This window comes from uncultured Capnocytophaga sp., assembly GCF_937936315.1.
Classification (GTDB): domain Bacteria; phylum Bacteroidota; class Bacteroidia; order Flavobacteriales; family Flavobacteriaceae; genus Capnocytophaga.
Genome location: NZ_CALGWU010000056.1, coordinates 69,795 through 90,716, shown reverse-complemented (window position 1 = coordinate 90,716; position 20,922 = coordinate 69,795). Strand labels below are relative to the sequence as shown.

At 40.3% G+C, this 20,922-nt stretch carries 16 protein-coding genes; 3 read left to right on the top strand and 13 right to left on the bottom strand.

Going from position 1 to position 20,922, the window contains the following annotated elements; translation table 11 throughout:
• The first annotated feature begins 21 nt into the window (after positions 1-21).
• On the top strand, positions 22-1,305 hold the full coding sequence (locus tag Q0162_RS10580) for a peptidoglycan DD-metalloendopeptidase family protein (RefSeq protein ID WP_297891423.1): 1,284 nt from the start codon (positions 22-24) through the stop codon (positions 1,303-1,305).
• A 31-nt stretch (positions 1,306-1,336) separates the two neighbouring features.
• Here Q0162_RS10580 and Q0162_RS10575 read toward each other — a convergent pair whose 3' ends face one another.
• The 12 genes from Q0162_RS10575 to Q0162_RS10520 form a co-directional block, all read right to left on the bottom strand.
• On the bottom strand, positions 1,337-1,540 hold the full coding sequence (locus Q0162_RS10575; protein WP_297891422.1) for a hypothetical protein: 204 nt from the start codon (positions 1,538-1,540) through the stop codon (positions 1,337-1,339).
• Between the two features lie 108 nt (positions 1,541-1,648).
• Positions 1,649-2,320, bottom strand: a complete 672-nt coding sequence (locus Q0162_RS10570; RefSeq protein WP_297891421.1) for a hypothetical protein — start codon at positions 2,318-2,320, stop codon at positions 1,649-1,651.
• A gap of 28 nt (positions 2,321-2,348) precedes the next feature.
• Complete coding sequence (locus Q0162_RS10565) at positions 2,349-2,996, bottom strand: hypothetical protein (RefSeq protein WP_297891419.1); 648 nt, start codon at positions 2,994-2,996, stop codon at positions 2,349-2,351.
• A gap of 205 nt (positions 2,997-3,201) precedes the next feature.
• Positions 3,202-3,561, bottom strand: a complete 360-nt coding sequence (locus Q0162_RS10560) for a transporter (protein WP_095901302.1) — start codon at positions 3,559-3,561, stop codon at positions 3,202-3,204.
• Positions 3,562-3,785: 224 nt separating this feature from the next.
• Positions 3,786-4,565, bottom strand: a complete 780-nt coding sequence (locus tag Q0162_RS10555) for a hypothetical protein (protein WP_297891416.1) — start codon at positions 4,563-4,565, stop codon at positions 3,786-3,788.
• A 91-nt stretch (positions 4,566-4,656) separates the two neighbouring features.
• Positions 4,657-5,436, bottom strand: a complete 780-nt coding sequence (locus Q0162_RS10550) for a hypothetical protein (protein WP_297891413.1) — start codon at positions 5,434-5,436, stop codon at positions 4,657-4,659.
• Between the two features lie 91 nt (positions 5,437-5,527).
• Entirely contained in the window at positions 5,528-6,307 is a 780-nt protein-coding gene (locus tag Q0162_RS10545; RefSeq protein WP_297891410.1) for a hypothetical protein, read from the bottom strand.
• Between the two features lie 82 nt (positions 6,308-6,389).
• The gene (gene ileS / locus Q0162_RS10540) at positions 6,390-9,797 is read right to left on the bottom strand and encodes an isoleucine--tRNA ligase (protein WP_297891407.1); all 3,408 of its coding nucleotides are present in this window, start codon (positions 9,795-9,797) and stop codon (positions 6,390-6,392) included.
• A 62-nt stretch (positions 9,798-9,859) separates the two neighbouring features.
• Complete coding sequence (locus tag Q0162_RS10535; RefSeq protein WP_297891405.1) at positions 9,860-11,059, bottom strand: Gfo/Idh/MocA family oxidoreductase; 1,200 nt, start codon at positions 11,057-11,059, stop codon at positions 9,860-9,862.
• Between the two features lie 77 nt (positions 11,060-11,136).
• On the bottom strand, positions 11,137-11,763 hold the full coding sequence (locus tag Q0162_RS10530; protein ID WP_297891402.1) for a GNAT family N-acetyltransferase: 627 nt from the start codon (positions 11,761-11,763) through the stop codon (positions 11,137-11,139).
• Between the two features lie 19 nt (positions 11,764-11,782).
• Positions 11,783-12,361 (bottom strand): Crp/Fnr family transcriptional regulator, encoded by a 579-nt coding sequence (locus Q0162_RS10525; protein WP_297891399.1) that lies wholly within the window; start codon positions 12,359-12,361, stop codon positions 11,783-11,785.
• Positions 12,362-12,365: 4 nt separating this feature from the next.
• A complete protein-coding gene (locus Q0162_RS10520; protein WP_278637374.1) occupies positions 12,366-12,746 on the bottom strand; it encodes a TraR/DksA C4-type zinc finger protein in 381 nt (126 codons plus the stop codon).
• A 242-nt stretch (positions 12,747-12,988) separates the two neighbouring features.
• On the opposite strand from Q0162_RS10520, the gene dusB reads away from it, so the two are divergent.
• Entirely contained in the window at positions 12,989-13,975 is a 987-nt protein-coding gene (dusB, locus tag Q0162_RS10515) for a tRNA dihydrouridine synthase DusB (protein ID WP_297891393.1), read from the top strand.
• A 97-nt stretch (positions 13,976-14,072) separates the two neighbouring features.
• On the opposite strand, the gene Q0162_RS10510 is transcribed toward dusB, so the two are convergent.
• Entirely contained in the window at positions 14,073-15,062 is a 990-nt protein-coding gene (locus Q0162_RS10510; RefSeq protein WP_297891390.1) for a gliding motility lipoprotein GldB, read from the bottom strand.
• Between the two features lie 152 nt (positions 15,063-15,214).
• Between Q0162_RS10510 and Q0162_RS10505 the strand changes: the two genes are divergently transcribed.
• Positions 15,215-20,692 carry an alpha-2-macroglobulin gene (locus Q0162_RS10505; protein WP_297891387.1) on the top strand — a complete coding sequence of 1,826 codons (5,478 nt, stop codon included), beginning with the start codon at positions 15,215-15,217 and terminating at the stop codon, positions 20,690-20,692.
• Positions 20,693-20,922: the final 230 nt, after the last annotated feature.

Below are 20,922 nucleotides of genomic sequence, written 5' to 3'. Positions count from 1 at the left end.
CTGGCTGTCGTGCTACGACCTATGAATATACTAAAAATCATACTGCTTTTGCTTTGCTTCCCGCTACTGCTCACAGCACAAACCAAGCAAAAAGAATTAGAACAACGCAAAAAGGCATTGCTTGAACAAATCAAGGAGATGTCGGCATTGCGCCAACAACAAAGTCAGCAACACAAAACCACCGTTCAGCAGATAGAAGTTGCTAACGAGAAGATATTAGCACGCACCCGCCTGATACAAATCAATCAGCAGCAGGCAAATCTGCTTTCTAAAGAAATCGCCGATAACGAGGAGCAAATGCGCACCCTCAAAAAAGAATTAGAATACCACAAAGGCGAATACGCCAAAATTATCAAGCAGTCGTACAAAAGTAAATCCGCTCAAAACCGATTGCTCTTCTTGCTCTCATCCGAAAGTTTCTCACAAGCCTACAAACGTTTGGCTTATATGAAACAGTACGTGAACTACCGCAAAGAACAAGTTACACTTATACAAACAAAAACCAATAAGATTAAGAGCCTCAACGATACCCTCATAGCGCAACGGAATACTAAAAACCAAGTGCTTGAGGAACAACGCCAAGAGCAAGCTACCTTGCAGACTGAGAAAAAGGAATTAGAAACCCTTGCGGCTAATATACGCACAGTAGAACGCAGTTACGAAGCTCAAATACGCGAAAAACAAAAACAAGCCAACGCCATCGACCGCGAAATACAACGCCTCATCCGCTTGGCAATTATCGAGGCTAACAAACGTGAAAAAGAGCGTTTGGCAGCCCTCAACCGAGGCAAAGGCAATGCGCAATCACAAGGCGGAATGACCACCTCTACCCCTCCATCAGCTTCTGATGCCGAGGTAACTTTTGTCCTCACCCCCGAGTCTCGCCGTGTCGCCGATAGTTTTGAAGCCAACAAAGGCAACTTGATATGGCCTGTAGTGAAAGGGTATAAATCACAAGGTTTTGGCGTGTACTACGACCCCGTATACCCTGAATTACAACACTATAACAATGGGGTAACCATCGCCACCGAAAAAGGCGCTGAAGCCCGTTGTGTGTTTGAAGGTGAAGTATCGGCGATACAATCTATCCCCGGTAGCAACAAAGTAGTGCAAGTGCGCCACGGGAATTATATTACTATTTATTACAACCTTACCGATGTATATGTGAAGAAAGGAGATAAGGTAAAAGCCAAAGAAGCGTTAGGTAAAATCTTCACCGATAACAATGGCAAAACCGAAATGAAGTTCTTTTTATACAAAAACACCACACGACTCAACCCCGAATTTTGGATACATAAAATGTAAGGTAGAAGAATTTCTCATCAGTTAATGTGTTTTACTTAAAGTACTCTATTTTTCGCTCTACATAAAGCATAGGAACCCCATTTTCATAAGTAATCATCTTTATCCAATTGCCTTGTGCATCATCGGTATATTTGTACTCACAAAGATAATCGGTAGAAAACGTCAAATGATAGGTGAGACGCCTATCTGAACCGAATTTGTTTAAAAATCCATTATTTTCACTCTCATTTATCAAAAGATATTCCTCTTTCAGCTGGTTGTTCTGGTCATAAGTATATTTAGAGTGCCATATAAAGTCGTCTATTTTCTGCGAAATGGCTTTAATAAGCTCTCCTTCTGCTCCTTATTCATAAAGCCCTCGCCATATAAGTCGGTCGAATTGGTAAACTTCCTTATTTACAAGTCTTTTATTGTTATAAATGTATATTTCTTTAAACAAAGGGAGATCTTCAGTTCTTTTAAAATTCCTTTGAATAAGCTCTCCATCAACATTATAAGTATAAGTGTAGATTGTTTCATCTTTTGTTTTTAGGTCAAGTATTTCTTTCTCCAATTGTCCTTTGGTGTTATAGACAAGCGTATCCTTTGTCTCTAAAACCTCATCTACAAACGTCGATTTATCAATAAGGCGATTCTTTTTGTCGTAAGTATATACTATTTTTTTAGGAAATATATCATCATAGCGCCATTTTTCAGTTATAAAACCATTTTTATCAAAGGTAATAGCCGAAGGGATAATGTTTACTAAAAACTGTATGAAGAAAGCTTTTACTCCCATTCGTTCCATTTCGCTGTACTGTTTAATTTTTTTAACAGGGTAAATGCCTTGAGAGAGAGTAGACCCTTTGGCAAAATCATTGCCTTTTTCCTCAGCAAAATAAATAGAAGTTTTCACTGATTTTACCTTGCCTTTTAAACCCATTTTAGTCCAATCATTGCCAGCAGCTTCCCCTTGTGCATAAGCATACACACTCACAATTAAGAGTAAAACACAGAAAAAAGATTTTATTTTCATCGCATTAGGTTTTAAAATTTAGAAGGTACTACCTAAAAACACTATAAGTAGCCAAAATAATACTAAGCCTTTCGGTATAAGTATCAGGATATTGTTTTATAATATCATCAGCATAGGGGGCAAGATATTTCTTGCCCAAATCTTCTTCTAACCAATAGATTTTCTTCTTTTTTAACCACGTTTCTTTGCTAATTTGGCAGAGTTCAGTAAAATTAGGCGCTTTCTGCAAATCGCGAAAAGCTTGTACAACTCTCATATAACGAGTAGCTAATATTTTAGCGGTATTAATACCTTTTGTTGCAATCTCACTGGGGTTGTGCATCTCATTGATAACAGCTTCTTTTAAGCAAACGGCACTGGGCAATAGATTGGTAAGTCTATTGATGTATTTGTCATAAAACCCTGAACCTAACTCAAAGTTTTCATCTAAAGGAATCCCAAAAGCTAAGGAGGTACGTTCCCAAACATCATCGTTATCACGTGGAGGCGATACAATAAGAAAACCATCTTGGCTATGTTGTTTGTACTGACCGACGTAAACATACATATAAACCAAGTGTTCGCTATCCAATTCCTTTACCCACGAACGAAGGTTATTGTAATTCATCGGTACAGCCAAAAAACCTTGCTCTTTTAAAAAACTGTTTAGGTTCTTAATATCATTAGCAAAACTCATAGAAATATTTCTTATTTGGTTATTTTACAAAGGGGGTTTAGGTACTACTGAAGAAAAAATATAAAGAAGGTAATGAAAAAGTTTTGTTTTGTGTGGGCGTTTGCCAAACGCCTATACATAAAATACTACAAAAGTAATTGATAATCAGAATATTTTATTTTCATTACATTAGCTTTTAAAGTTTATGTTTTGTAGTATTTAAATTCTAAGACAAAGCATTTATCATATATATAAGCCAATAACCAATGATTCCAATAATATCTGTTACATAGTTTAAGATATATTTTTTATCTTTAAAAACCACATTTTCAAACCTTGTAGAATGTTTTGTTCTTTGTCTTTGTGTAGGTTCTTTATAACACTCTACCATAAGTTCTTCAAAAATATATTCTAACATAAATATTAACTCTTCTCTCTTATCTTCTGGTATATACACTACATCTTTTGCTTTCCAGATAGTCCAGTCAATATTGTGTTTTATCGAAAATCTTAAAAGATAGGGATATAGATATTCCCACACAGTAGGATGTAATTCAATTTTTTTATCATTGCATTTTAAAAACATAAGTACTATTTTATATCATTTCCTTTCTCTCTAGTAAAAAACACTTTACCAAAAGTCGAGCCGCACGGGCTAAAATTTGGCAAAGTGTTTAACTTTTTATCGTAGTACGCCAGTGCGGTTCACACCTACGATTTTACAACTACTATTCTTGTTGTTATTTCTAGACATTCTTTCAAATGTTTGTAATAATTCTTTTTATTTATAAATTTATACTTTTGAATGTACTAATCTTCAAGCCATTCATTTTTACCTTCCTTTTTTAATTTCATTACTTTAAAATAACCATCTTTTTGTAGCTGCCATTCTGTCTTGATAGTCATACCAAATCTTTTTTCAGTCCTCTTAATAATATGATTTTTTTGTATTCGCGATTGGAAGAAAAAGGTATCTACCTTATAATTGTAAACAAAATCTTCCCAAGTTTTTTCACAATCTCTCAAAGGATCCATCTCAAATACACTTACAAATGATTTGATATTTCCTTCCTTACTAAAAACAAAAATATCAATAAATATTAAATCTATATGACTTGTTTTTAGTACAAAAGCATCATATTCTTCAGATAAATTTATATACCCAAGAGGATATAGTTTGGGTTGAAAATTTTCTTTATGCCTATAGCTTCCTGCATTAGAAGGCATTGTATCCAAAATGCCATAAGTATCAGACCAATCTATAAGATCTCCATCTGAACTATAGAACTTCCCATATTCTTGAATGTTGTTTCTTTCTTGGTCAGAGAAAATAATTTGGTTGTACAGCGCTTTAGGCAAAGTATCCTCTCTACTACCATAAATTTCTTTAGTAAAATCTGCAGGAAGTTTTATTTCTTTTTTAAAGTACGATTTAAAAGTCAGATACCTTTTAAGTCTTGCTTCCTCAGGGTTCTCTACCTCAGTAACTTTAGTTTGTTCTGTTCGTTCTTCAGCGCTCTTTTCAGGGGTTCTCTGTTCTTGGCAGCTTGATAAGCCTATAAAAGCAAGTATTACTAATATCTTTTTCATTCTTAATAATAAGATGTTTAACTTTCTATTGTGGTACACCTAAGTGCGACTCACACCTACAATTTTGTAGCTACTATTCTTTTTGAATGTACTAATCTTCAAGCCATTCATTTTTACCTTCCTTTTTTAATTTCATTACTTTAAAATAACCATCTTTTTGTAGCTGCCATTCTGTCTTGATAGTCATACCAAATCTTTTTTCAGTCCTCTTAATAATATGATTTTTTTGTATTCGCGATTGTATAAAGTAAGTATCTACTTTGTAATTGTAAACAAAATCTTCCCAAGTTTTTTCACAATCTCTAGAAGGTTCTATTTCAAATACACTTACAAATGACTTGATATTTCCTTCCTTACTAAAAACAAAAATATCAATATATATAATATCTATCTCACATACCTTTGTTACAAAAGTATCATATTCTTCAGATAATTTTATATGCCCAAGAGGATATAGCTTTCCATCGAACTTTTCTTTGTGTGTATTACAACCTGCATCAATAAAAGTTGTATCTAAAATACCATAGGTATTAACCCTATCTATAAGCTCACCATCAGGAGTGTAAAACTTTGCATATTCTTGAATGTTGTTTCTTTCTTGGTCAGAGAAAATAATTTGATTGTACAATGTTCTTGGCAAGGTGTCCTCTCTATTTCCAAGAATTTCTTTAGTGAAATCTGCAGGAAGTTTTATTTCTTTTTTAAAGTACGATTTAAAAGTCAGATACCTTTTAAGTCTTGCTTCCTCAGGGTTCTCTACCTCAGTAACTTTAGTTTGTTCTGTTCGTTCTTCAGCGCTCTTTTCAGGGGTTCTCTGTTCTTGGCAGCTTGATAAGCCTATAAAAGCAAGTATTACTAATATCTTTTTCATTCTTAATAATAAGATGTTTAACTTTCTATTGTGGTACACCTAAGTGCGACTCACACCTACAATTTTGTAGCTACTATTCTTTTTGAATGTACTAATCTTCAAGCCATTCATTTTTACCTTCCTTTTTTAATTTCATTACTTTAAAATAGCCATCTTTTTGTAGCTGCCATTCTACTTTAATAGTCATACCAAATCTTTTTTCAGTCCACTTAATAATCCGATTTTTTTGTATTCGTGATTGTATAAAATAAGTATCTACTTTGTAATTGTGAACAAAATCTTCCCAAGTTTTTTCACAATCTCTAGAAGGTTCCATCTCAAATACACTTACAAACGACTTGATATTTCCTTCTTTATTAAAAACAAAAAAATCAATGAATATCAAATCTATATGACTTGTTTTTAGTACAAAAACATCATATTCTCCAGATAAATTTATATGCCCAAGAGGATATAGTTTGGGTTGAAATTTTTCTTTATGTGTATTACACCCTCCATTAAAAAAAGTTGTATCTAAAATACCATAGGTATTAACCCTATCTATAAGCTCACCATCAGGAGTGTAAAACTTTGCATATTCTTGAATGTTGTTTCTTTCTTGGTCAGAGAAAATAATTTGATTGTACAATGTTCTTGGCAAGGTGTCCTCTCTATTTCCAAGAATTTCTTTAGTGAAATCTGCAGGAAGTTTTATTTCTTTTTTAAAGTACGATTTAAAAGTCAGATACCTTTTAAGTCTTGCTTCCTCAGGGTTCTCTACCTCAGTAACTTTAGTTTGTTCTGTTCGTTCTTCAGCGCTCTTTTCAGGGGTTCTCTGTTCTTGGCAGCTTGATAAGCCTATAAAAGCAAGTATTACTAATATCTTTTTCATTCTTAATAATAAGATATTAAAAAAACTTTGCCAAAGGTTTCAGCCTATATGGCTTGCACCTTTGGCAAAGTGTATCATTAACTTATGATTTTGCAACTACTATTCTTGTTGTTACTTCATCGAAGGCTATTTCTTCACCCTCCGTTAGGCTATCTACAAAAGTGATACTATCAGTAAGGGTTTCATTCTTGATATAAGCCTCGTTGGCAGTTACAGCCTCTTGTAGGGCAGGGTGCGCTTGGAGGCGTATTTGTATGCGGTCAGTGATGTCGTAATCATTGTCCTTACGGATATTCTGAATGCGGTTCACCAACTCACGAGCGATACCTTCTTGGCGCAGTTCGGGGGTAATGTGAATATCTAAGGCTACCAACAGACTGCCAGCGGTGGCTACCAACCAGCCTTCTATATCTTGGGTACTGATTTCTACGTCGTCCAAACTCAAAGTAACCGTTTTGTCGGGCAGTTGCAAGCTGTACGTTTGTGCTTTTTCAAACTGTGCTATTTCCGCTTGTCCAAACTCTTGTACCGCTGTGGCAATGGCTTTCATATCCTTACCGAATTTAGGTCCTAAGGTCTTGAAGTTCGGTTTGATTTGTTTTACCAATATACCTGAGGCATCTTCCAAGAGTTCTATTTCCTTCACATTCACCTCGTGCTTGATGAGGTTTGCTACGGCTTCTATTTCAGCACGCTCAGTGGCGTTCGCTATCGGTATCATTATCTTTTGCAATGGCTGACGCACCTTGATGCTTTCTTTCTTGCGCAATGATAGTACTAAGGACGAGATAGTCTGCGCTTTCTGCATCTTGCTTTCTAAAGACTTATCGATGTAGCTTTCATTAGCCACTGGGAAATCAGTAAGGTGTACACTTTCTTTGTTTTCTTTACCGGTAACACTCACCAAGTCTTTGTACAATCTATCGGCATAGAAAGGCGCTACAGGCGCCATCAGTTTAGCGATGGTTACCAGACAGGTGTAAAGCGTTTGGTAAGCGGCTATCTTATCGGCTTCGTATTCACCTTTCCAGAAACGGCGACGTGACAAGCGCACGTACCAGTTACTGAGGTTTTCTTGTACAAAATCGGAGATAGCACGCGTAGCGCGGGTAGGCTCATAATCGGCATAGAGGGCATCTACTTCTTTGATAAGGGTATTGAGTTCCGAAAGTATCCAGCGGTCTATTTCAGGGCGTTCAGCTAGTGGTATATCGGCTTCTGCATAAGTGAAGCTGTCGGTATTGGCATAGAGCGCAAAGAATGAATAGGTGTTGTAGAGTGTACCAAAGAATTTACGGCGCACTTCGGCTACCCCTTCCAAGTCGAATTTGAGGTTGTCCCAAGGGTTTGCGTTGGAAATCATATACCAGCGAGTGGCATCGGCGCCATACTCGGCTATGGTAGTGAAGGGGTCTACCGCATTGCCCAAGCGTTTCGACATCTTTTGTCCGTTCTTGTCAAGCACTAGTCCGTTAGACACTACGTTTTTGTACGCCACGCTGTTGAATACCGAAGTACCAATAGCGTGAAGTGTATAGAACCAACCGCGTGTTTGGTCTACCCCTTCAGCAATAAAGTCGGCTGGATAGGCAGTGTGGTTTTCTATATAGTCCTTGTTTTCAAAAGGATAGTGCCATTGTGCATACGGCATAGACCCAGAGTCGAACCACACGTCAATAAGGTCACTTTCGCGGTGCATTGGCTTGCCTGATGGCGATACGAGCACTATGTTATCTACGATATTTTTGTGTAAATCTACCTTGTCGTAATTGCTTTCGGAGTTGTCGCCCACTACAAAATCTTTATAAGGGTCGGTAGTCATTACGCCCGCTGCAATAGCTTTTTGTATTTCGACTTTTAGTTCCTCTACGGAGCCTATGCAGATTTCCTCTTGTTTATCGTCTGTACGCCAAATAGGTAACGGGATACCCCAATAGCGCGAACGCGAAAGGTTCCAGTCGTTGGCATTTTTTAGCCAGTTGCCAAAACGCCCTTCACCAGTAGCCTTAGGTTTCCAGTTGATGGTTTCATTGAGGTCGAACATACGCTCTTTGAAATCGGTTACGCGTACGAACCACGAGTCGAGCGGGTAGTACAACACGGGTTTATCAGTACGCCAACAGTGCGGATAGCTGTGTACGTATTTTTCTACTTTGAAGGCTTTGTTTTCTTCTTTGAGGAGGATAGCCAAGCTCACATCCCACGATTTTTCAGGCGCTTGCCCTGCATCGTAATACTCATTTTTGATGTATTTACCAGCAAAAGCCTCAGGAATATTGTGTCCTTCAATGAATTTTCCTTGCAAATCTACCAGCGGAATCAAATTGCCGTGCGCATCTTTCACGAGCATTGGGGGCACGCCGTATTCTTTGGCTACGCGGGCGTCGTCCGCACCAAAAGTAGGCGCGATATGTACGATACCTGTACCGTCATCGGTCGTAACAAAGTCACCTGCAATCACGCGGAAAGCTTGGTCGGCATTTTCAGCAGGAGCGCACCAAGGAATGAGTTGCTCATAAGTAGTACCCACGAGGTCTGCGCCTTTGCATTCCCCTATAATTTGGTAAGGAATTGTCTTACTCTCAGGCGTATAAGCCGCCAAAGCAGCTGCATCGCCCTCTGCGAATTTCTTGCCGAACTGTTTTGCCAAAAGCGGTTTGCCAATGATGATGGTAATCGGTTCAAAAGTGTATTGATTAAAGGTTTTTACCAGTACGTAGTCAATCTCTTTACCTACTGCCAATGCAGTGTTAGAAGGCAGCGTCCAAGGGGTGGTCGTCCAAGCGAGGATATGGATAGGTGCTGTAGGGTTACCCAATGCTTTACTTGCCGCTGCTGCTAACGCTTTTACTTTGAACTGCGCCACAACCGTAGTATCGCTCACATCGCGATAGCAACCAGGTTGGTTCAGCTCGTGCGATGACAAGCCAGTTCCTGCGTTAGGCGAATAAGGCTGAATGGTATAGCCTTTGTAGAGTAACTGTTTATTGTAGAGTTGTTTCAAAAGCCACCACACGCTTTCCATATATTTGGGTTTATAGGTGATATAAGGGTCTTCCATATCCACCCAATAGCCTATTTTTTCGGTAAGGTCATTCCAGATATCGGTATAGCGCATCACGGCTTCCTTACAAGCCTTGTTATAGTCCTCTACGCTTATTTTTTTGCCTATATCTTCTTTGGTAATGCCGAGTTCTTTCTCTACCCCCAATTCTACGGGCAATCCGTGGGTATCCCAACCTGCTTTGCGTTTTACTTGAAATCCTTTCTGAGTTTTATAACGGCAGAAAATATCCTTAATAGAGCGCGCCATCACGTGGTGAATACCAGGCACTCCATTGGCAGATGGTGGTCCTTCAAAAAACACGAACGGAGCTGCCCCCTCGCGTGAGGTGATACTCTGCTCAAAGATGTTAGCGGCTTTCCAAAAAGCCAATATTTCTTCTGCTATCTTAGTAAGATCTAAGTGTTTGTACTCGTTGAATTTCATATACTTAGTTTTTAGTCGTTAGACATTAGTTTGGGGCAAAGGTAAAAAATATTTTTTGATTTTTAAAACTCTGGAAATAGCACGACACAATTTCCTCCTGCTATTGATTGCTGAGTAAGTTCTGCTATGCACGACCATAGGGCGCCATCATATACATTTTGGTCTAATGGTAAGCCATTCTTCAGGCAGTACACCAAGCGGTAATCCATTACGATGTCCATAGGTTTTTGGTCAGGAAGTAGTGTGCGCAGGTAGGCTGTTTCGCGGTAGTAAGGATGTTCGTGTTCCTCTAAATAGGCCGTAATTTCATCAGGAGTAAGTTGTTTTTCCTCTCTATCGTCAAAATAAAGTTGAGGGGTAGGGTATTTCTGTACAAATCCCTTAGTACCACTGAGCATAAAAATACGCGAGTACGGACGCGGATTGGTGACATCATGTTGTAATATTATTGTTTTGCCTTTGGCGGTGCGCAACAGACTTATGTTCATATCGCCTGTGTAGTGAGCTTGAGCTTCTGCCGAATTTTTGCCAAAATGCGCCTCGGCATATTCGCGCATCCCTACTGCTAAAGACGACATCGAGACAAGGCTCTCTAAACGGTCGGTACGCAGTATGCCCATTGCTTGACAAATAGGTGAGATGCCATGCGTAGGATAAGGATTGCCCTCAAAGGTTTTGCTGTACTGCATTCGCCACTTGCCTCGCTCTATATCGCGGTCTGTCTGCCTAAAGTTCAAATGCCGTAAATCGTGTATATAAGCTCCCTCTGCGTGTACTAATTCGCCCAATTTGCCCTGTTTTACCAGCTCAATAGTCATCAATTCGAAGTGGTCATAACACACATTCTCAAGCATCATACAGTGCCGTTGTGTTTCTTCAGCTGTGCGCACTATACGCTTACAGTCGGCTATGGTCATCGCCAGAGGCACTTCAATAGCCACGTGTTTGCCACATTGCATCGCATAGATAGCCATAGGGGCGTGTTGTTGCCAAGGGGTTGAAATATAAAGAAGATCAATATTAGGGAGTTCACATAATTTTTGCCAGTCATCAGAAGCGGTATAATAGGCTGGCTGTACGGGTAGATGAGCTGTGAGGGCTTTCACTTTTTGCATAGCTTCTGCGCCTACCTCAGCTATGGCTACTATTTGCACCTCTAACTGCAAATAGCGTTTCACTGCCTCAATACCGCGCACTCCTACGCCTATAAAGGCAATGCGCAGTTGTGGTATTGGAGCTACAGAAAGGTTAAAAACATCCATTTTTTAGTTTTAGTTGAATACAAATTACAGTTAAAGTCTCACACATTAGTTTGAAAATAATGAGAATTTTAATAAATTTACTTTTCACTCTTTACTTCCGCCAGCATCGTCCAAACATCTACACCTCCTATTTTGGTTTGGTGAATTTGCTCAAAACTGTGTTTTTGGTAGAAAAATACATTCATTGCGGTATTGGTGACCAAACTGAGTTGGCTTCCTCCTTCACGTGCTACTAAAGGCAAAACGGCTTCGTCTAAAAACTTACCTCCTATGTGTTTGCCTTGCCACGCGGGACTCACTACAAAACTCTCTAAATACCATCTGTTTTCAGAAGTTTGTTTTTTGGCGTACTCGCTGCTCTTGTCTAAAAATGGCAGGAAGCATTGAGTAGGTTTAACATAACGCCAAAGTGCAAAAGCTCCTGAACGCAAGTAGTCCCAAAGGGTAATACGGGTGTGGTGCAGTGATTGCATCACGGCAACAGCTATAATTTCGCCATTTTCTTCGGCTATCAGGCAATAGCCCTTGCGGATATTGCTCATCACTTGCACATAATGCAATTTGTTCAGATAGTCGATATACTTGCTATCGGTAGTGAAAAAAGAGTTGAGCACCGTGCGATACATATTGTAATTAGCAAAAGCATCGGTGAGCACAGTAGCTACTTTGCGGGCATCGGCGAGAGAGGCAAGACGGTAGGTCATAGGATTTTAGGGTTAGTGGTTAGGGAACAGGGGTTAAGAGGTTTGCTCTGATAACGCTGAGGGTTTGCTGGGTAATGCCTAACAACGAGGCAATATGCCCTAAGGGAGCGCGGAGGAGTATTTGGGGGTAGTTGTTTAGCAGCCATTGGTAACGCTCTTGGGCGGTTTGGAACTTTACGAGGTACAGCCGCTCGGTGAGTGATTTGATGGCTGAAACCAAGAGCAGGCGCATCAGGCGTTCTAATTCCTGATGTTCATTTACAACGAGTTCTACTTCCGAAAAGTTGGCTACCCACACCACACTGTCCTCTAAGGCTTCTAAACACAAGGGGGAAGATTGATTGAAATAGATGCTTTCCACTGGAAAATAAAACATCTTTTCGAGAAAAAAATTGTGAGTGATATCTTTCTTTTTTTTGTAGTAAAAACAGCGCAACAAGCCTTCTTCCACATAGAACAACTCTTTTGAAGTAGTGCCCACTTTGAGCAAAGTACCATACTTCTTTACCTCCCTCCGCTCGAATAGGTGAGCCGTTAGGGAGGTAAGTGTTGTGATGGAAATTTGAGTTTCTTGGTGTAGATACTCGGTGAGTGTCATCAGTTTATTGCATATTTTTAGCCTCGATGCTAAGGGTAGCATGAGGCACTGCCATCAATCTGCGTTTATCAATAAGTTTACCTGTTACACGGCAGATGCCATAGGTTTTATTCTCGATGCGAATCAACGCATTTTTAAGGTCGCGAATAAACTTCTCTTGGCGAATAGCTAAAGCCGTGTTTTCTTCTTTGCTGGTCACCTTAGAACCCTCTTCAAAAGCTTTGAAAGTAGGGGCAGTATCGTCGGTACCATTAGTGGCACTATTCATATACGAACTTCTGATGAGTTCAAGGTCGTTTTGAGCTTTTTTGATTTTTTCCTCTATAAGTGCCTTAAATTCTTCCAATTCCTTATCGGAATAACGTACTCTGATATTTTCTTCCATTATACAATAGGGGTTAGTGATTAGTAGATAAGGAAAGGACTAATACCTTCAAACTCCTCTCCAATTTTGGGGCGTAAAAATACAATTATTTTTTAAAGTAGCAAAATTTTAAAGATTTTTTTAAGTAAATTTTACTTTTTTAAAAATCTCACCCCTCCCTATCATATACTTCGCTTTTGTAAATTTGCTAATTTGCTAATTACACACTACCTTTGCGCCTTTGAAAATAAAATTATTACAAAGTGCCTAAAATAGGAAATATAGACTTGGGAGAATTCCCACTACTGCTCGCTCCTATGGAAGATGTGAGCGACCCTCCTTTTCGCCGATTGTGCAAAATGCACGGCGCTGATATGCTCTACAGCGAGTTTATCTCATCGGAAGGTTTGATACGCGACGCTATTAAAAGCCGACAAAAATTGGATATTTTTGACTATGAACGCCCCGTAGGAATACAGATTTTTGGGGGAGATGAGGAGGCTATGGCTCTTTCCGCTAAAATTGTAGCTACTGTAAATCCCGATTTGGTGGATATCAACTTTGGTTGCCCTGTGAAAAAAGTAGTGAGCAAAGGGGCTGGGGCTGGGGTCCTCAAGGATATTGATTTGATGGTTCGCCTTACCAAAGCTGTGGTAAACAGTACTGATTTGCCGGTAACCGTGAAAACACGTTTAGGTTGGGACGAACAGAGTATCAACATAGAGGAAGTGGCTGAACGCCTTCAAGATGTCGGCATTAGCGCACTCACTATTCACGCGCGCACCCGCAGCCAGATGTACAAAGGGCATTCGGACTGGAGTTATATTGCCAAAGTGAAAAATAACCCGCGTATGCACATTCCTATTTTTGGCAATGGCGATATTGATAGCCCCGAAAAGGCTTTAGAATACCGCAATAAGTATGGTATCGATGGTATTATGATAGGGCGCGCAGCTATTGGCTATCCGTGGATTTTCAATGAAATCAAACACTATTTTGCCACAGGCGAACTCCTCCCCTCGCCTACTATTGCCGACCGTGTGGAAGCGGCTAAAAACCACTTGTTATGGTCGGTAGAATGGAAAGGTGAACGCCAAGGGGTGGTGGAAATGCGCCGCCACTATGCTAATTATTTTAAAGGAATCCCTAATTTTAAGGAACATCGCCACAAATTAGTAACCTTAGACGCTTCACAAGAAGTGGTTAAGGCTTTAGATAATGTTTTAGAGGTTTTAGGAGGTAAGAGGTAAGAGATAAGAGATAAGAGATAAGAGGTAAGAGGTAATTTGTAGGAAAGCCAGCGATAGCTGGGTATGTGCTGCAAATACCCCTATAAAAATTTCATTATTACTTATTAGGTTTGTACTGTGATTGTTTGAAGAGAGTATCGGGGTTCATTGCCAAAATCTTTACTAATGGTTCTTCTTTGTGATTTTCGGCATACGCCTGAACGATGCGCAACCCTATAAATTTTGCTATTTGCCCTGGCGATTCATTATCTAATTCCAAATAGAATTTAGAGAAAGGTGCAGGATAAAGAAAACGCGTAAGGAGCTTCTTATCAGTTTGATAAAGGAGCTCTTTTTCTATAAAATAACGCCATATTTCAGCTTCATTGGCTTCTGCCCACGCGTACTGCTGGTCGGTATAACGCAACAAATCAGCAGCCGATTTTTTGGGGAGTAACAGTTGCTCTAAATAGAGTTTTTTGCCTTCATAAATCATATTGTCCAAAAAGGTGAGATGCACCGCACGAGGCACTAATTTATCGGCAAAAGCATCGGCAACATCTACTGCTAAGTATTTTTTGTCTAACTCGGCAGCGATATACTGTTCCATATCTTGATAAAAAGGGTGTTTGGTTCCCAAATAGTTATCGGTGCCTATGAGCAAGAGGCTATCGGCATAGATCACACGCGACTCATAGTCTACCCTACTGAGGAGGGTTACCACTTTAGGCGCTTGAAACTTAGGAAAATAGTACTTGATATGTTGGAACAAGCCGTTGAGTTCTTTCTTCTCGGCTGATAAATCTCCTAATTGTTTTTCCACTTCGCCATATAGAGTGTGGTAGTAGATATTCGAAAACTCTGGCAAATCAGGGAAGATAGGCTTGCGCTTGATTTCCACCCACTCGCTATCACTAACACTTGATGTGAAAAAATAAGGATACTGATGGCGCAAGGCGGGGAACTGAGCATCGGGAGTTTTTACAAATAATGAATCTAATCGCACGGTCTCGAACGACATTGGTATGGCTGCAATTTCTTTTTCTTTTTTGTCACCACAGGCTATTATGAGCAGCAAAGAGGCGAAAAGGAGGAGTTTTTTTGTCATTTCTTTAATATTATTAATCATCAGCAGATTTACTTTTTTTCAACTTTGGTAAAGTTTGAAGTGCAAAAGTACAAATTATTAATTAATTACCAAATTTGCTAATTTGCTAACTATTACTTACTTTTGTCGCTCAATATTAATTTTTTCGAACTATGAAAAAAATAGGCTTTGTACTCTTAGCATTATTATTAGCAGTTGCTTGTAAAAAAAACGCCAATTTCAACAGCGATCCACTGGCTTTTAAAGATTATATTTCGGGGTATACCTCAGGGGTGATTTCTGCCCATTCGGGGATTAAAATACTACTGAATGAACCGCTATCACAAGAAAAGATGGACAAGATAAACGACCTCCATCTGTTTGAAATTTCACCTAAAGTAGAAGGGAAAGTGGTGTGCCAAAGTCCGTCGCAAATCGCCTTTGTACCCAATAAACCCTTATCTCAAAACACTGAATATCAAATTTCTTTCAACGTAAAGAAACTTTATGACGTACCTAAAAAAGAACTCGAACTCTTCAACTTTACCGTAAAAACTTTAGAACAGGCTTTTAGAATCAAAACTGGCGATTTGCAGTCGTACAATAAAAACCTTTACTTCCTCAATGCCGAACTTTTGGCTAACGACCAAATCTCTTATGAAACAGTTAAAAATGTGCTCAAAGCCAACCTCAATGGCAAAAAAGTAGCCGTAAAATTCCAATCACAAGGCACTAACAACAAATTTGTGATTATTTTTGACAGTATTCCACGTATAGACAAAGAGCAAACACTTGAAATTAAATGGGATACTAAGGATGTTCCTCAGGAAAACCTCATTCCATTCTCCTATACTATTCCACAAAAAGGAATCTTCAAAGCGCTAAACGCCCGTACTGATGGCGCTAATCAGTCGTTTAGTGTAAACTTCTCCGACCCCTTGGAAAAAGAACAAGATTTTACAGGACTCATAAGCCTCAGCAATACTGATACCGCACTGAAATACAGTGTAAATGGCAACGTGCTGAAAGTCTTCCGCGAGGAACAAAAAGAGGGGGATTACAAGGTTTATGTTTCTAAAGGTATCAAGAATATTTATGGCGATCGCTTAGAAAGAGAAGCAACTTTCAACATCAAATTCTTGCAACAAAAACCCGATATTCGCTTCCTCAAAAGCGGTACTATACTGCCAAGCTCCCAAAATTTGAAAATTAATTTCCAAACTATCAACTTGCGCGCAGTGAATATAACTGTTTATCGCATTTTTGAGAACAATATTTTTCAATTTTTACAAGATAACGATTTAGGCGGAGGCTCCTATATACAACGTGTGGGCAAACCTATTGCACGCAAAGTGCTGAAGCTGAACGATGGGGCTCTTTATCCGCTGAACGAGTGGAATACTTATTCCTTAGATTTAGCATCGGTAATTACCCCCGAACCTGGTGCGATTTACCGCGTAGAATTAGGGATGACCAAAAACTATTCACTCTATGCTTGTGGCACTAAAAATGAAGAACCTCTAGACCTTTCATTTGAAGAAAAACCTCTGAATGACGATGATGTGAACTATGCACAGTATTACTACGATTACGACGAGGAATTCTACTGGGAAGAAGATGAGGACAGCCCTTGTAAAGATAATTATTACTATGGCAAAACAGTGGGTACCAATGTACTTGCCAGTGATCTTGGGGTGATTGTAAAGAAAGGGCAAACTAATAGTTTTACCATCATAGTGAACGACCTCCTTACTACCAAACCAGTAGATGGAGCTGTGGTAGAGGTATTTAGCTATCAACAACAAAAAATTCAAGAAGGTAAAACTGATAGCAAAGGCATATTGCGTTTAGACCTCAGCAATCGTGCTTATTTTGCCAAAGTGAAAAAAGATAAATTCACTACTTATGTGAAGTTAGACGATGGCGCTCCTCAATCGGTGAGCAAGTACGATGTAGATGGTATGCGCTTGCAGAAAGGGCTCAACGGCTTTATCTATACCGATCGCGGTGTATGGCGACCTGGTGATAGTATCTATGTAGGTTTCATTTTAAACGATTTTGCTCAAAAAAATCCTGAAAAACTGCCTATCAAACTCCGCTTTACCGACCCTTATGGCAAAGTGATTGCTGAGCGTATGCAAACCAGCAACCCTACCAATCAATACGTTTTTGGACTCAAAACCAATGCCGATGCCCCTACAGGCAACTGGAGTGTTGCCATTTCGGCTGGTGCTGCTAAGTTTAGCAAACGCATCAAAATAGAAACTATCAAACCTAACCGACTCAAGATTGAGAATAGCCTCAGTGGCAAACTCATCAGCGGTAATGGCGAGAATGTGCGCTTGCAGGTGTTGTGGTTACACGGTAGTCCTGCGGGCAATACGGGGGTAAATGTAAAAGCAAAATTCTACCCCTTAGAAACCGCTTTTAAAGGCTATGAAAAATATGTGTTCAACAACCGCGCTTACCAGTTTGAGAGCGAAGAAATGAACGTGTACGAAGGACAAACCGATAGCAATGGGAATGCTAATTTCTACTTCAGAACGAACGATTTAGAAGCCCCCGGTATGCTAAAAGTGAACTTCCTCACTCAAGCTAACGAAAGCGGTGGCGACTTCAGCACCGATGTGAGTACCGCCTCTTTCTCTCCTTACAGTGAGTACGTAGGCTTGCGTTTGCCCGAAACTAACAAATACGACTACTACAACACCCAGCAAAACCATACTTTCGATGCGGTAGTGCTCAGTGAAAACGGACAGCCATTGGGCAACAGAACTGTAGCGGTTACTGTTTATAAAGTAGGTTGGAACTGGTGGTGGGATGCTTCTAACCAAAACATCTCTACCTACAACAGCAGTAGTAGCAATGCTATTTACAAAACCGACTATATCACCACCGATAGCAACGGAAAAGGACGCTTTACCCTCAATATCCCTGATGCCGACTGGGGTCGCTATTTTATTATGCTCAGCGATAACCAAAGCGGTCATAAGTGTGGTACTACGGTTTATTTTGATTGGGGTGACTGGACTGGCAAATCACGTGGCAGTGAAGGTAGTGAAGCGGTGATGCTCGCCTTGGGTACTAACAAAAAAGAATACAACGTAGGCGAAAAAGCCAAAATCACTTTCCCTTCCGATAAAGGCGGACGTGCGCTTATTTCGGTAGAAAATGGCAACGATGTACTCGAAACTTATTGGGTAGAAACTGCTAACAAAGAAACGACTTTTGAGGTGCCTATCACCAATAAAATGTCGCCTAACGTGTATTTCTACGTTACCCTTTTGCAGCCACACAACAAAACACTCAACGATGCGCCTATTCGCTTGTACGGAGTTGTTCCCGTGAAAGTGGTAGATAAAAATACAGTGCTCAACCCTGTAATCCAAATGCCCGACCGCTTGACGCCTAACCAAAAAGTAAGCATCAAAGTAAGTGAGAAATCGGGTAAACCAATGACTTATACCGTGGCGATTGTGGAGGACGGACTCTTGAACCTCACCCGCTTCAAAACCCCCAACCCTTGGAATACTTTCTTTAGCAAAACAGCTTTAGGTGTAAAAACTTGGGACGTGTACGACGATGTGATTGGCGCCTATGGTGGAACTATCAATCAGGCGTTTAGCATAGGGGGTGACGAGGATTTAGGCGGTGCCGATGCTCAAAAAGCAAACCGATTCAAACCTTTTGTTATCTTCCGCGGTCCGTTTGAACTCAAGAAAGGGGCTACTAATGCTCATACCGTGAAAATTCCTAATTATATGGGCTCTGCTCGTGTGATGGTAGTCGCCAGTGATGTAGCCGCCAATGCTTTTGGTAGTGCCGAGAAAAAAGATATACCTGTGGTAAGTCCGCTATCAATTTTAGGTTCCCTGCCGCGCAAAGCTGTGCCTAACGAGAAAATCGTGTTGCCGGTAACCGTTTTTGCTATGGAAAAACAAGTGAAGAACGTGTCTCTCCAAGTAGAAACTAATGGCTTGTTTAAAGTGGTAGGTACACACAATCAGCAGTTACATTTTGAAAAAACAGGCGAACAAATGGCTTATTTTGAGCTCGAAACCACCGCTCAAACAGGTATCGCTAAAGTGAAAATCACCGCTACTTCGGGTAAAGAAAAATCTACTTATGAGGTAGAAATGGATGTGTACAACCCTAACCCTGTTACTTATGTAGTACAAAATGCCGTATTGCAAGGTGGACAGTCACACAACCTCAATATCAACCTCTTTGGCGAAAAAGCCAAAACAGTGTTGGAAGTTTCCAGCTTCCCAGGGGTAAACCTCACCCAGCGTTTGGGTTATCTTATCAGCTATCCACACGGCTGTGGCGAACAAGTTACTTCGGGGGCTTTCCCGCAACTTTTCTTAGGTGATTTTGTAACCCTTTCTAAAGAAAAAGCCGATGAGGTGAACCGCAATGTGAGTGCAGCTATCAGCAAATTGCACGAGAACCAACTCTCCAATGGTGGTTTCACCTATTGGAAAGGCGGTAAATACGCCGATGATTGGGTAACTTCGTATATAGGTCAGTTTTTTGTAGAAGCCGAGAAAAAAGGCTATGTATTGCCATCGGGTAGCAAACAGAGCTGGCTGAACTACCAAAATAGTGAAGCGCGCCAATGGCGTTATGAGGGTAAATACCAAAACGATTTTGCCCAAGCCTATCGCCTCTATACTTTGGCACTTGCCGGAAATCCTAATATAGGGGCTATGAACCGCTTGCGTGAACTCAGCGAGCTCACTCCTAATGCCAAACGCACTTTGGCAGCTGCCTACGCCCTTGCTGGACAAAAACAAACTGCCGAAAAATTGTTCCAAACCACTGCTATCGACGATGATGCCTATAGCTATTACGGTTCTGTACTTCGCAACAAGGCAATGGCAATGGAAACCGCTTTGCTCATCGGCAGGAAAGAAGATGCAGGACGCTGGGCATTAGAGATAGCCGAAAAACTCTCTACTAACGATTGGCTCAGCACCCAAACCACGGCTTATGCCCTCTATGCAATGGCAAAATATGTGGCTGTGAATAAGAGCGGCAGGAGCATCAATGCCAGCTATACCCTCAGTGGCAAAACCGAAAACCTTAAAGCTACCGAGCCTATGCTACAGAAAACCCTTGCTGCTAAAGGCAATGAGAGCCTACAAGTGAAGAACAATGGTAACCAAACCCTTTATGTACGCCTCATCACAAGTGGCGTATTGCCAGTGGGCAAAGAACTCGCTATGCAAAACGGACTTTCACTTAGCACCACTTTCCGCGATAGCAACGGACACACACTTGATGTGACCAATTTGCGCCAAAGCACTCAGTTTGTTGCCACTATTGAGATTACCAACCTCACTGGTGAGGCGGTAGAGAATGTAGCGCTCACTCAAATTATCCCTTCAGGTTGGGAAATTGTAAATACCCGCTTTACCGATTACGATGAGGGCAGCAGCAATAGCAATGTAGACTACGCTGATTTCCGTGACGACCGTGCGAATTTCTACTTATCGCTCAAAGCCAAACAAACCAAGTATATCAAGCTCAAACTCAACGCCTCGTATGCAGGTAAGTACTATCTGCCAGGCACTTATGCCGAAGCTATGTACAACAACCGCTACAACACCCGCACCAATGGCAAATGGGTAGAGGTAATGAGAAAATAAAGTGCGAGCCGCACAGGCAAGAAAATTTGAAATATTCTATAAACGTGATAATCAATCATTTTTAGTTACATTGTAGGGGCGTTTTGCAAAACGCCCCTTCAATATAGAATTTTTGCCCCCTCCTCTTTTCGTCATTCGTAACTCGTCATTCGTAACTATACTTTATTGCCCGTCGTGCTACGACTTCGTAATTTTTTACTATCTTTGCCCCAAAATTTAAATACTTATAG